General features: G+C 23.7%; 14 protein-coding genes and 1 tRNA gene. 6 read left to right on the top strand and 9 right to left on the bottom strand.

Translation table 4 applies throughout. The features are described from left to right. Positions 1-5 precede the first annotated feature (5 nt). On the top strand, positions 6-521 hold the full coding sequence (locus AAHM82_RS11595) for a hypothetical protein (RefSeq protein WP_342263807.1): 516 nt from the start codon (positions 6-8) through the stop codon (positions 519-521). Between the two features lie 227 nt (positions 522-748). On the opposite strand, the gene AAHM82_RS11590 is transcribed toward AAHM82_RS11595, so the two are convergent. Further along, the gene (locus AAHM82_RS11590) at positions 749-2,869 is read right to left on the bottom strand and encodes a PQQ-binding-like beta-propeller repeat protein (RefSeq protein ID WP_342263806.1); all 2,121 of its coding nucleotides are present in this window, start codon (positions 2,867-2,869) and stop codon (positions 749-751) included. A gap of 242 nt (positions 2,870-3,111) precedes the next feature. Between AAHM82_RS11590 and AAHM82_RS11585 the strand changes: the two genes are divergently transcribed. Then, the gene (locus tag AAHM82_RS11585; RefSeq protein WP_342264035.1) at positions 3,112-4,494 is read left to right on the top strand and encodes an Mbov_0401 family ICE element transposase-like protein; all 1,383 of its coding nucleotides are present in this window, start codon (positions 3,112-3,114) and stop codon (positions 4,492-4,494) included. Between the two features lie 397 nt (positions 4,495-4,891). Beyond that, positions 4,892-5,164, top strand: coding sequence for an IS1/IS1595 family N-terminal zinc-binding domain-containing protein (locus tag AAHM82_RS11580; protein WP_342263371.1), 273 nt, complete (start codon positions 4,892-4,894; stop codon positions 5,162-5,164). A gap of 169 nt (positions 5,165-5,333) precedes the next feature. Here the strand turns inward: AAHM82_RS11580 and AAHM82_RS14880 are convergent, their stop codons facing one another. After that, the gene (locus tag AAHM82_RS14880) at positions 5,334-5,726 is read right to left on the bottom strand and encodes a transposase family protein (RefSeq protein ID WP_342264845.1); all 393 of its coding nucleotides are present in this window, start codon (positions 5,724-5,726) and stop codon (positions 5,334-5,336) included. Then, complete coding sequence (locus AAHM82_RS14875; RefSeq protein WP_425288976.1) at positions 5,723-6,163, bottom strand: helix-turn-helix domain-containing protein; 441 nt, start codon at positions 6,161-6,163, stop codon at positions 5,723-5,725. Before AAHM82_RS14875 ends, AAHM82_RS14880 begins: the two co-directional genes overlap by 4 nt. Before the next feature lie 54 nt (positions 6,164-6,217). Here AAHM82_RS14875 and AAHM82_RS11570 point away from each other — a divergent pair, with 54 nt between their 5' ends. Continuing rightward, positions 6,218-6,355: a hypothetical protein gene (locus tag AAHM82_RS11570; protein WP_342264034.1), complete on the top strand. Its 138-nt coding sequence runs from the start codon at positions 6,218-6,220 to the stop codon at positions 6,353-6,355. Positions 6,356-6,361: 6 nt separating this feature from the next. After that, positions 6,362-6,922 (top strand): transposase, encoded by a 561-nt coding sequence (locus tag AAHM82_RS11565; protein WP_342264033.1) that lies wholly within the window; start codon positions 6,362-6,364, stop codon positions 6,920-6,922. Positions 6,923-7,362: 440 nt separating this feature from the next. On the opposite strand, the gene AAHM82_RS11560 is transcribed toward AAHM82_RS11565, so the two are convergent. The 5 genes from AAHM82_RS11560 to AAHM82_RS11540 all read right to left on the bottom strand — a co-directional run bounded on the left by AAHM82_RS11560 (position 7,363) and on the right by AAHM82_RS11540 (position 9,709). Further along, entirely contained in the window at positions 7,363-7,665 is a 303-nt protein-coding gene (locus AAHM82_RS11560; protein WP_342264032.1) for an HU family DNA-binding protein, read from the bottom strand. 80 nt (positions 7,666-7,745) lie between these two features. Continuing rightward, a complete protein-coding gene (gene trxA / locus AAHM82_RS11555) occupies positions 7,746-8,045 on the bottom strand; it encodes a thioredoxin (protein WP_342264031.1) in 300 nt (99 codons plus the stop codon). Between the two features lie 55 nt (positions 8,046-8,100). Next, entirely contained in the window at positions 8,101-8,913 is an 813-nt protein-coding gene (locus tag AAHM82_RS11550) for a Cof-type HAD-IIB family hydrolase (protein WP_342264030.1), read from the bottom strand. 95 nt (positions 8,914-9,008) lie between these two features. Further along, a tRNA-Leu gene (locus AAHM82_RS11545) sits at positions 9,009-9,093 on the bottom strand. A 319-nt stretch (positions 9,094-9,412) separates the two neighbouring features. Next, a complete protein-coding gene (locus AAHM82_RS11540; protein ID WP_342264029.1) occupies positions 9,413-9,709 on the bottom strand; it encodes a hypothetical protein in 297 nt (98 codons plus the stop codon). Between the two features lie 244 nt (positions 9,710-9,953). Here AAHM82_RS11540 and AAHM82_RS11535 point away from each other — a divergent pair, with 244 nt between their 5' ends. Then, positions 9,954-12,545, top strand: coding sequence for a hypothetical protein (locus AAHM82_RS11535; protein WP_342264028.1), 2,592 nt, complete (start codon positions 9,954-9,956; stop codon positions 12,543-12,545). Between the two features lie 99 nt (positions 12,546-12,644). Here AAHM82_RS11535 and AAHM82_RS11530 read toward each other — a convergent pair whose 3' ends face one another. Beyond that, entirely contained in the window at positions 12,645-13,727 is a 1,083-nt protein-coding gene (locus AAHM82_RS11530; RefSeq protein ID WP_342264027.1) for a DDE-type integrase/transposase/recombinase, read from the bottom strand. Positions 13,728-13,775 lie beyond the last annotated feature (48 nt).

Here is a 13,775-nt window from a genome sequence, read left to right as displayed (position 1 = left end):
ATTTTATGAAATTTTTAAATATAACCGCTGTTTTAGGATTAATAACACTACCAATAATCGGCTGTTCCAAAAAAACAAATGAACCAGTAAAACAAAAAAATAAAGATAGTAATAAAGATATTAATAAAATTTATAATTTTGAAATCAAAAACTTACAAAAGGTGAGGTTTCATTTTGGTGACCTCGTAACTTGGCCAACAACCAGACTTATAGAAGTTAACATAAAGAAAGAAGATAATATCAATCTAAATGAAAAATTACCGGAATTAAAAAATTTAAACAATCTTACTTTCAAATTTATACAATCAGAATTCTCTAATAATCAGAGTAAACAACAAAAAATTCAAAAATTAATAACTACATATGGAACCAAAGCAGGAAAGAAAGAATGAGTAATCAATAAAAAAATAACAATTAAAGCACAAGGCACAAATTTAAATGACTACAAACAAGATGATAATACAACAGATTATAGTTTAATATGTACAAATAATTTTGAAATTGAAATTGAAAATCCTTAATAACTAAATTAAAAAACTGTTAAAATCACTACCCCAAAATGTAGCTTTATATGATGATACTGCTCTTAAACAACTTTTTCATTTTTTTATTTTGTCAAAATAAAAACCAGTAATTTTAGTTAATTACTGGTTTGAATATTTTTTATTTTTACAAGAAATTTAAACTTGTTGGGCTTGTTTTAATTAAAGTTATTGTTCTAAATAGCTAATATCGTTTTTATAAAACTTTATACTATAGTAGTAACTGTATTTGTTCTTACCGACCCTTCTCTTTCTGATGAAAAAAATGCTTCACCGTTAAATGTTATTTTATCATTGTTTTTATCTATAGTAATTTCATTGGGTAATAAATTATATTTTTGTAAAATTTGCATTACTTCTGTAATTGATAATGTAACTATTTGTTCTTTATTGTTATCATCAATTATTTTGGCAGTAATATTTCCTGTAATTTTTTGTTTTAAATTTAATATAACTTTAGATGTAATTATTCTTACTGGATAAGTAATTTTTAATTTTTCATTGGGATTAAGTTCAAATTTATCAGCGGGTTCCTTAAAAATACTTAAAATCATTTCTTTTTCTTGTTTATTTGTGTTTGATAAATCAAATTCATTTGATAATACATTAATGATTTCAGAATTTTCATTATTTATATTTGTAAAATCTGTTAATTTTATTTCATCATCAGAATTTATGTTTCAACCATTTAATTTATTTTCTTGTTTTGTTTTAGTTAATCCTGTTGTAATTTGAAATACTAATTTTGATTTTGAATTATATTCACAAGCAGGTACATTAAATGATCTTGTATTTGGAGTTTTATTGATAATTTCTCTATCAGAACATACATTTTTAGGAACATTAGATCATAAAAATGAATTTTCTTTTTTTGTTATTTCAATATCTCAAAAATTTAAATTATCAGTATCAATATAATTTATTTCCTTAAATTTTAAATTAGGATTTTCGTCTCGAAATTTAAAAAATAATGCTTTTTTAATCAATTCATTTAAATTAATAATTTTATTTTGCCCATTATCAATTGAATAATGTATTTTTATATTATTATCATTATTATTTAAATTATCTTTTATTTTTACTATAGCTGAATTATTTGTTTTACTAATAATTTCTAATTGTGAAATATCTAAATCAGGATTTAAATAATTTAATTCATTCAAAATTTCAGTATCAGAATTATCATTAATTTGTCATAAATTTGAATTTAAATAGTATTCACTATATTCATAAACATTATGATCTTGTGAACCAAAATATAATTTATTATTTAAAACCACACCAGAAGAATCAACATTGTTATTTGTTCTAATAATGATTTTTTGCTGTCCTGTAATTGGATCATACTCATAAACATTATTATCGTGTGAACCAAAATATAATTTATTGTTGAAAACCACACCAGAAGATCTTATTCAGCTATTTGCTTTAATAACAACTTTTTGTTTTGCCGTTGTAGGGTCATACTCATAAACATTACTATCATCCGAACCAAAATATATTTTGTTTTTAAAAACCACACCAGAAGAATCAATTATACCATTTGCTTTAATAACAACTTTTTGTTGGCCTGTAATCGGCTCATACTCATAAACATTATTATCATGTGAACCAAAATATAATTTATTATTTAAAGTAACTCCACTAGAATAAACTTCACCATTTGTTTTAATAGCAATTTTTTGTTGATTTGTCACTGGATCATATTCATAAATATTATGTTCATCTAATGAACAAAAATATAATTTATTGTTTAAAATTCTACCAGAAGATCAAACTTGCCCTTCTGTTTTAATAACAACTTTTTGTTGATTTGTTACTGGATCATATTCATAAACATTATGATCTCATGAACCAACATATAATTTATTGTTTAAAACAACACCAGAAGATCAAACTTCTCCTTTTGTTCTAATAACAATTTTTTGTTGATTTGTTACTGGATCATATTCATAAACATTATGATCTTGTGAACCAAAATATACTTTGTTATTTAAAACAACACCAGAAGAAAAAATTTTATTTTCTGTTCTAATGACAATTATTTGTTGATTTGTCACTGGATCATATTCATAAACATTATGATCTTGTGAACCAAAATATACTTTATTATTTAAAATAATTCCACTAGCATAAATTTCCCTATTCGTTCTAATGACAATTTTTGTTCTATTTATTTTATTATTTTCATTATTGCTTCGTTTTTGTCTTTTATAATTTATATTTTCTAATTTTTCTTGTGTTGGATAAGGACTATTGGCAACGATTCCCGCCATTCCACTACTCGCTATTGTTATTGTACTTAATAAACTAAGTAATTTTTTCATATTAATCAAATCCTTTTCGTTAATTTTACTAATTAATAAAATTTATCGAACAATCAACATCCTTTCTAAAATTTGTACAGTCTAATTAATACAAGTTGATTATAACTTATTAAATAAGAATTTCTATCATTTTTTAAGAATATTAAATACTAATTCTAGAAAAAAATTATCATTAAAACAGAAAAATAAACTAACGAAATTTAACTTTGTTAAAATTACTCTACCGAGAAAGGTGATTTTTTATGTTAGAAATTAATAATAATGTAAAAACCTTAGAAAACAAGCATTGATTCAGTTTATTCGCAACCCATAAAAATATGTACACCAATAAATGTGAACAATTGGCTAATGAATATGAAAAATTAGATGAATACTTATATAAATATCATTATCGGTTAAAACAAGGTTATAAAGTAGTTCATTTTGCACCAAGAACAATTATTACAATTTTTGGTGATGTTACTTTTAAACGACGCCGATATAAATATTGAAATCAAAAATCAGGTAAATTTGAATATGTATGTTTGTTAGATAAAGAAATTGGTCTATTACCCAAACAACGCATTTATTTTGATGTCCAATTTAAAGTTTTAAGTCTTCTGGGTGATGGCAAACGCTATCTTGATGTTTTAGATGCTCTAAATCATTGTTATATTTCAAAAGGTAGTATTTCAAATATTTTAAATAAATACGATATTGCCGAATATTTTCAATTAGCAGAAAAAGAAACTAAAACTAGAATTGATGTCAAAAATAAGAATTTATATATTCAACTAGATGAAACATTTTTGGCGACATTAGATCAGAAAGTTAAACAAGACCAAAGAATTCGTTTAGTTACTTTTCATACCGGACATAAAGAAAAAAATTACAAAAATGCTCGTAGAGAATTAGAAAACAAACGAGATCATTTTCTAATGTTAAAAGTTGGTAAACGAATAAATACGATGGATTATCGTGATTTATTAATTAGAGAATTACAAAAACATTATGTGAATATTAATTATGACAAAATAATTGTTTGTGGCGATGGTGATTCTTGAATTAGAGAAATTGCCAATAGCTTTGGTAATGTTAGATATATTTTAGATGGTTATCATGCTATTAAAAAATTAAAACAAACGGCATTTAATATTATTTTTGAAAATCGCAAAGTAACATTAAATAGTTGAATTAAATTTTATAAGGATGGCAATCATCAAGAATTAATCAAAAACATTCGTAATGTTGCTAAAAATGAATTAAATAAAGATATTAAAATAAATTTAAGAAAGGCGAGTAATTATTTCAGTAATAATAAGCAAGGTATTCATAATCAAAATTTAGAATGAAATATTGGTTGTAGCATTGAAAGTGATGTATCACATTTAGTAAAACAACAATTAGGATATGGAGCAAAAATATATAATCATAAGAATTTAAATAACCTATTACATTTAAGAATGGCAAATTTAAACAAATTAAATGTATTACATTACATTAATGAAAATATTAATTCAGAAATAGAAATCAGAAAAGAAATATATAAAAGTTCATTATGAAATAAATATAATAAGAAAAATGATGATAGTTGAATTAATAAAGGTAGAATTGTATATACAAATAAATATATTACATTTAAGTAAGTAAAAATATTAGTTAAAATTTAATAAAATTAATAATTTTTCATTGTGTAAAAATTCAATAATATGATAAAATGAAAAAGAATAAAAATGACAATAACAAGAAAGGTATGGTTGGTTTAGTAATTAAATAATATAATTAGCTGATTGTTTTACTTCTTCAAAGCAATACCTAAGAAAACTAAACACGACCTAGGGTCGCGTTTAGTTTTCTTAGGTATTTTTGAAAAAAGAAAAATAATCATTTACTATAAATTATTTCAATATTCAAATTAAGTATATATTTCTTATGTATGATTTTTGTTGTAAAAAATTTTTAATTTTGTCGAAAACTCTTGATATTTATTGGATATACTTAATTTTAGGTATATTTTTAATATGATAGAGGTGGATAATAATTATGGAAAAAATAATTCAAGAACTAGTAAATACTTTAACAGATGATCAATTTTTAGAATTTTATGAAAAAGTCAAACAACAAGCAGAATTAATAAAAAAACAAAAACGGTTAAATGAAATTGATCAAAAATTTAGAGCGCAAGGTATTAAATGCCCTAAATGTGAATCTTACCATTGCGTTAAAAATGGACATAATTCAGAAGGGAAACAAAAATATTTATGTAAAAATTGCCGTGCAAGTTTTGACGCTTTTCGTAATCATTTTATTTATTAGACTTCTTGCAAAATTAATATGATAATTATAATTTTTAAATTTAAAATAAATATAAAAGTGTTATTAAAATAATTTTTAGATTATTTTTACAAATATTTTGTCATTAAAACATAATAAAAATTATTATTTACAATAAAAAAAGACTGAAATTTTAAATTATCAAATATATTTAAACTAATAGTTGTAAATTATAAATTGAAGCTATTAAATTAAATCTTAAAGCAAATCTTTTTCTACGATTTCGATATTTTTCACTAATAATTTTAAATTTTTTAAGTATAGCAAAAACATTTTCAATAACAATTCTCATTTTTGAAATTCGCTCATTATTTTGCTTTTCTTCTTTATTTAAAGGGTTTTTCTTTGATTTTCTTTTAGGAATTAAAACATTATGATTAATTTTTTGTATGCCTTGATAACCTAAATCCACTAAAACAGTTGTTTCTGGTAAAAATTTAATTTTTGAATCTTTTAAAATTTTAAAGTCATGGTTTTTACCATAAGAAAAATCAGAACTAATAATTTTTTTACTATCTTTTTCAATTATAACTTGTGTTTTTATTGTGTGTTTTTTCTTTTTTCCTGAGTAGTGCTGTTTTTGTCTTTTTTTGGGCGTTGGATTTGGCTTTCAGTTACATCAATTATAACAGTCTTATCTTTGAAATAATCTTTTAATAGTGATTTTTGACCAGTAAGTTGTTGAAAATTAGGGTGTTTTATTAAAGTGTCTTCAATTCATTTGATATTTCTATAACAACTACTTTCACTAATATCATAACTTTTTGCAATATGAAAATAAGTTCTATATTCTCTTCAATATTCTAAAGTCATTAAAATACGATTTTCTAATGATAATTTATTGGTTCTTCCGCGACGAAATCTTTTTTTTAATTCTTCTATTTTTAAAATTTCTAGCATTTTATTAAAAGTAGTATGTTTAATACCAGTTAATTTTAAAAAATTTTTATCACTTATTTGATTATTTTTTTTAAATTTCATTTAAATTCCACCTTTTTATTAAAAACAACAATTCAATTATATTTTAAATTAATTTTGCAAGAAGTCTATTGAAGTCATTTAAATTATGAACAATGAAATTTATTGATTCAAATTTCATTGCTGGGGCAATCTAGTAAAACAATTTTTCGTTTTATTAAAACTACATTAAAAACTGCTTGATATAATCGTTAAAAATTAATGAAATCAAAACAATTAGAAAATACCCAATTAAAATTTAAAAAATTATCTGGTAAAATCCAAATCGATGAAACATTTATTAAAGAAATCCATAAAGGAAATTTCAAATATAAAACTGATCCACGAAGAATTCACCTTGACCCATTCGCAACTAATACTAAATGCTGTATTCAAATGGCAATTGATAATAATAACAATATTTATGTTAAATCCACAAACACCAAACGTTTACAAAAACAATGAGTTATTGAAAATATGAACAAAGAATTAATTAACGAAAATTCAATTATTACTTCTGATATGCAAAAATTATATTTTTTAGTAGCAAAACAAACAAATTCTACTTTATGTGTAACTAAAACAACAATTAATCCTGAAGCTAGTTATCGTAACTTAAATAAAATCAGTAAATTACAATCTAGTCTTAAAGAAGCCTTAATTCATTATCATGGTTTAGGTTTTACTAATATTCAAAATTATTTAAATCTCTGAAAATGAAAATACCAACATAAGGGTTTAACTCCAAACCAACAAACAGCGGTATTATATTTTAATGTATAAAAAAGTTAAAGTAAAAATAATAATTTTACATAAAAGCCTTTTAAAATTATCAAGTTGATGATTTTTTTTATTTTATCAAGAGTTTTCGACAAAATTAAAATAAAATTTTAAAAATTGATCATCTGTTAAAGTATTTACTAGTTCTTGAATTATTTTTTCCATAATTATTATCCACCTCTATCATATTAAAAATATACCTAAAATTAAGTATATCCAATAAATATCAAGAGTTTTCGACAAAATTAAAATTAATTTGTATAATTGCTTATTGTATTAAATAAATAACTAAGCACATTTTTAATAAACTAATATTACTATTTTCTAGCACAATTACAACAACAATAGTAAATTATTTTAATTTTTTATTATTTGCTAAACGATAAAGTTAAATAAAAAAAATACAGTAATTACTGTAATTTTTCAAATATTTTTAATAATTATTAACTATTTGTATTAACTTTTTCTTTTAAAGTTGTTGAAGGACTAAAACTGACAACAGTTCTTGCAGGAATAGAGATTTTTTCTCCTGTTTGCGGATTTCTTCCTTCACGAGCTTTTCTTTCTTTAGTTTTAAAAATACCAAAACCTGAAATAGGTGTTCTCTCAGCACTCTGAATTTCTTCGGTTAAAATATTAATAATATTGTCAAAAATATCATTAGCTTTACTTTTTGTAATCCCATATTTTTTATACTCTTCGACGATAAAATCAGCTACTTTGTCTTTAATTGATGGTTTTTTCATTTTTGAACTTCCCTTCTTATGAAATTATAGTTTAAGAATAATATAAAAAATTAAATTTGGCAAGAAAAAAATTACTAATTTTAACTTAAAGCCGTTTTTAATTCTTCTTTGGACTTATAACCATTTAAAGTTCTTTTTAATTGACCAGCATCAAAAATTAATAATGTCGGAATTGAACTGATATCAAATCTTTGTGCCAATTCTTGCGATTCATCAATATCAACTTTAACAAAAGAAACTTCTTTCATTTCATCAGATAATTGTTCAAAAATTGGTGCTAACATTTTACAAGGTCCACATCAATCCGCATAAAAATCAACAATAACCTTACCAGATTTAATAACTTGATCAAACTTACTTACATCTGTTTTAATAACCATTTTAAATTCTCCTTTCATTCTTTATTATTTTAACATAATTAAAATAATAATATTTTTACTTCAAAATGTGTTTACGAATCATATTACCAACACCATTTTCATTATTACTTTGACAAATATAATTAGATAATTTTTTAATAATCTCAACTGAATTATCCATTGCCACTGGATGACCGACTGCTTGCATTAATCATTGATCATTATATGAATCACCAAACGCCATTGCTTCACTAGCACTAATTCCTAATAAATCACAAATATATTTAACACCATAACCTTTACTCATTTTTGGCAATGTTATTTCATATATTCCTGGATGATATTCTTTAATATCTAAATGCGAAAATTTTTCATTAAATTCATTAATTAATTCCTGAGAAGCAACTTGACTAGTAATAGTTTTAGCAATAATTACAATCCGAGCAATATCACTATTCAAATCATCAATATCATTCAATACTGTATATTTTGCTTGCATAACATCAGCTCAATAACTAGAATTTTCTCCAAGGCGATTAACAAAAGAACCATCTTCAGTATAAAATTGACATTTAAAACCTTTATTATCAACTCAACGATAAACCGTTTTAGCAAAATCATTATTAATATTTCCATTAAAAATTAATTTTTTATCTTTAAATGAATAAATATGAACACCATTATTAGCAACAACAAAACTTTTAAATTTATGAGCATTAATTTGTTTAGCAATACTAATAGCATTAGTAGTAATTCTTCCTGTGTTAATAACAACAATAATACCTTGCTTTTGAGCTGTAATACACATTTCCTTATTAAATTCAGTTAGACAATGATTATCATTAAACAAAGTCCCATCAATATCAATAAAAATTATTTTTATTTTCATTAAACCCACCTTTTTCATTTTTTAAATATTTATTTATTAAATAATACTAATTAATTAAAAAATAATGCACTATTAAGTGCACAATTTATAGTAAATGGTGCGGGTTAAGGGACTTGAACCCCCACGTCGTAAAACGCCAGATCCTAAGTCTGGTGCGTCTGCCAATTCCGCCAAACCCGCATTACAAATTACTTTAACATTATAATACAAAATCACCACAATTATCAATAGACTAACTAACATAGGTCGCGTTTAGTTTTCTTAGGTATTGCTTTGAAGAAGTAAAACAATCAGCTAATTATATTATTTAATTACTAAACTAACCCTACCTTTCTTGTTATTGTCATTTTTATTCTTTTTTATTTTATCATATTATTGAATTTTTACACAATAAAAAAGTTTTAATTTTGTCGAAAACTCTTGATAAAATAAAAAAAATCATCAACTTGATAATTTTAAAAGGCTTTTATGTAAAATTACTATTTTTACTTTAACTTTTTTATACATTAAAATATAATACCGCTGTTTGTTGGTTTGGAGTTAAACCTTTATGTTGGTATTTTCATTTTCAGAGATTTAAATAATTTTGAATATTAGTAAAACCTAAACCATGATAATGAATTAAGGCTTCTTTAAGACTAGATTGTAGAGCCTGTCCAAAATTCTGTGTCTCGATAATTCATTCTGAATTATACTTAAAAGAAGGAGAACAGAAAATGACAAAAAAAAATAAAAAAAGAACCTGACGCAATTGATAAAGTTGTTGATTATTTTTTAGAAAATATTGATAATCCACAAGATTTATTTAAAGGCAATACTATTTTTCAGGAATTTTGTAATATACCACAGACTTATGACAAGTACAAGGGGTTTTTTAAAAAAGGGATGATAAATTATAAAATAGTACAGGAATTTCTTAAAAATAATTTATAATGAAATTCCAAGGCGAAGAAATTACAGATTAAAATTTGGAGAAAGGTAGTTGATTATTTGGTAAATTTTATTAATTAGTAAAAATTCATGAAAGGGATTTGATTAATATGAAAAAATTTCTAGAAATTTTAGGAGTGATAATAATAGTAGGAAGTAAAATGCCACTACTTGTCGGAAATGCTCCGACTCCAGAAAAAAATAATTTAAAAACTTTAAATAGAAATAAAAGAAATAATGACACTATTGATGTTTGTTGTTCTAATATTGTTTATATTGGTTCCATAAAAAGTAATGATGTTAAAATAATAGAGGATGCTTTAAACAAAAATGAAAAATTTAAAGTACTTTTAGATAATGGCGTTAAAATTAAGATTAAAAAAGTTACTTATAATGAAGCTTTAATAGAAATAACTAATTTTTCTTCTCTAACTAATAATCAAATAGATGCTATTAATAATCATCATTATACTTATAGTGGTAATTATAATGATCCTAATTCTCTAGACTGATGCATAAATGAATCAGTTCTAATTAGAGTAATATTTATAGCAGATAATATTATTATTCCTGATAGTGAAGATGAAATTGAATATATTGGTACTTATAATTTAAGCGACAGTGATAATGATTCAAGTTTTAACAGCGATATTTCTTCTAATTCTATAGAAGAAATTGTTCAACAAATAAGTAATCACAATCATTGATTATTAAATGACATTGTTAGAAACACAGATTTAAATTTGATAAATTCTAATTCAGAAGAAGATATAATTAATGCGGTTATAAACAATCAAGATTCAAGAATAAGACCATTTTTAAGAAATAATATTAGAGTTGTTAATGATTCTATTACGGATTTTGGTGCATTAATTGAGTGGGAGCCCAAAATATATAATCAAGTAAATCATAATCTTGATCAATTGCAAGAGCAGTTTGGCGTTGTTTTTTATGTAAATTTCATTTTAAAAAATAAAAAAATAAATATATTACAAAATACAATAATACAACAAAATGCTAATAAAAATTTGTTTTCACAAAGAGTGTCAGTTGGCGAACAACCAGGAACAAGCGGAACAAATCAAAGAGTGTCAGTTGGCGAACAACCAGGAACAAGCGGAACAAATCAAAGAGTGTCAGTTGGCGAACAACCAGGAACAAGCGGAACAAATCAAAGAGTGTCAGTTGGCGAACAACCAGGAACAAGCGGAACAAATCAAAGAGTGTTAAAGGTAGTAATACCATATCATGAAAAAAAAATAGTAGATACATTAATAAATCGGAATATAAATAAATTAAAAATTACAAATACACCTAAATATTTTGGGGTTTATAATAAAAAAAATAATAAAAAAAGTATTAGTTATTTTAGAATTTCTAACTATAAAAAGCATATATCTTCGTTTTTTAAAAAAACCAATTTAGGCAATATAACAGACATTAATTATCAAAAAATATTATCAAGATTAATTGAAATTAACAGATCTTTTGATAATATTCCTTCTGAATTGCTAACAGAATCAAATTTATATGTAACACCAAGTAGTATTACAGAAAATTCAGCAATTGTTACCATTAATGCTTATCGATGAAGTTATGGTTCAAACATTAATTTTCGCTATAGAGGGTCAATTAGAGTAGCATTTAATACTAATGATGAAAATATATCAAATCAAAATTTAGAAACTCAACAAAATTTAGAGGAAGTTGGTTCATCAGGCCTTAGTAATCATATTCAAAAAGATAATGACGATGAATTAGATGAATTAATTGATGAATCTAATGGAATTGTAAATGTATCAGAATATTTATCCGGAAATAATGAACCAATTAATAATTCAATTTCTTCTTTAAAACTAGAAAGTTTACAAAATAATTTAATTAATTTTGGAAATATAAAAAATAATTCTCGTGAATATTTAATAAATGTTATTAGAAAATATTTATATGAAATTTTTAATTTAATTGTTAATAAAGAATCTATAAACATAGTAAATTATATAACAGAAGATTTAGTGGAGATAAGAATCAATAGTATTGAACCGGAAATAGATATAAATTTTTTTGTGGAATTTTACCCAGAATGAACAATGGTATCAAATTTAAACAATGTAATTATAAACAGAGAGCTCGGAACACTTCCGTATCACGAACCAAAAGAAAGAGGCAGTATAATTATTAATGAAATTATGGCTAGAAATAATTTAAATAATTTAAATATTCGCGATTTAAATATTAGATTTGAGAACACTAACATAGCAATATTATCAGTTAATAATAGAAATAGAAATTATTTTGGTGAAGTTGAAATTGAATTTAGTTTAGATTATAATACAATTAATTCTTTAACAAATAACTTTAATAACAATAATGATGGGGACTCTTCAGACGAAGAAAAATTTGCTAATAAAAAAATTTGATATGAAAAATTAAGTGATAATACCTGGATGAAAAAAGATTATTCATCAGAAGATAGTGACAGTGATGATAATAAGTTAACAATTTCAACTATTAAAAATAACGATATTTGTAATAATAATTTTGTGCTTTGGGGAAGTACTGTTATTCCATCAACCGCGGGGGGCACAATTATCGGTAGTGCTGTTCCCGGTATGGGAACAGTTATTGGTAGTATATCAGGTTTTGTAATTGGTTTAGGTTCATTTATTAGTGCAAAAATATATTGTAAGGTTAATAAATAAAAATTAATAAAAAATATTATTAGGAGCAAGCACCTTAATCATAATTGGAATAACAAGTTAAATATTTTGTAAAAAAATAATTATTCAAATTTCTAGAAACTACTTTGTTAAAAATTTTTGCAATGTTTGAAAAGGCGTTTTACTGTTTAAAGATGAATGATGGCGTTCAAAATTATAAAAGTAATAATATTTGTTTAAAAAGTGCTGAAGTTTATTTTGATTTAGTTTTTTATTCTTGGCATAAAATAATTTGGTATAATGTTGATGGAATCGTTCAATTTTACCATTTGATTGTGGTGAGCGAATCGGCGTGGTTTCGTGAACGATTCCGTTCTTTGAAAGAAAGGTTGTAAAAGGCCTTTCTTTTACTTTGTATGTTTTTTTATTACTTCAATTAGTAGTAGTAAATTCAGGGGCATTATCAGTACGAAGGCGTTTAATTGTTATGCCAAGTTCGCTAAAATCTTTCATTGCTCTTTGAACGGCATTAATGGCGTTATTGGTTCCTAAACTATCATAAACATAACCAAATACTATGCGTGTCATTTCGTCAACGAAATCATAAATGTAATATTTTTTATCAACCGGAAAATTTGATGGGGTAATAATTTTAGCATCCATTTGTAAAAGACCAATATCTGAAACTTCATAACGCTTAAAATGGCATTTCGTTTGCTTAATTTCTTGTTTTAATTCTTTTCAACGAGGGTCGGATTTAATTCAACGATAAAAAGTTTTGATATTTTTAGGAACTTCTGAATTTTTGACATCGTGAAAACCGATTTTTAAATTGTTAAATAAAGACCACATTCCGCCAGCTTGAAGATTTTTGTAATCAAAATATAAATCACATACTTTTTCACGAGAATTTAAACTATATTGATAATTAAGATTTTGTGGTTTTGTAGTTTTAAACAATAACAAATCTAAATTGTCAGAATAATAAGCGGTCATAATTTTTTGTGCCCAACGATAAAAGGTTTTCGTTGCATTCTTAAAATATTTTTTAATAAGTTTTGTTAAAGTAGTTTCTTCAATATAGAAATAAGTACATAAATTTAAATAAGCAGTAATGCGTTTTTTAGTTTTATAGTAATAAGGATTACGGCAATTAGCACTTAGTCAACTTTGGATTTTTGCTTTTAAATCTGCTAAATCATCTTGGGAAATAATATATTTCATTTTTTTAAACTCCTTAAATTAAGAAAATCGTATTTTTTAATACGATTT

This window comes from Spiroplasma endosymbiont of Clivina fossor (assembly GCF_964031115.1).
Taxonomy (GTDB): Bacteria; Bacillota_I; Bacilli_A; order Mycoplasmatales; family Nriv7; genus Nriv7.
This window is presented reverse-complemented; position numbering and strand designations above follow the sequence as displayed.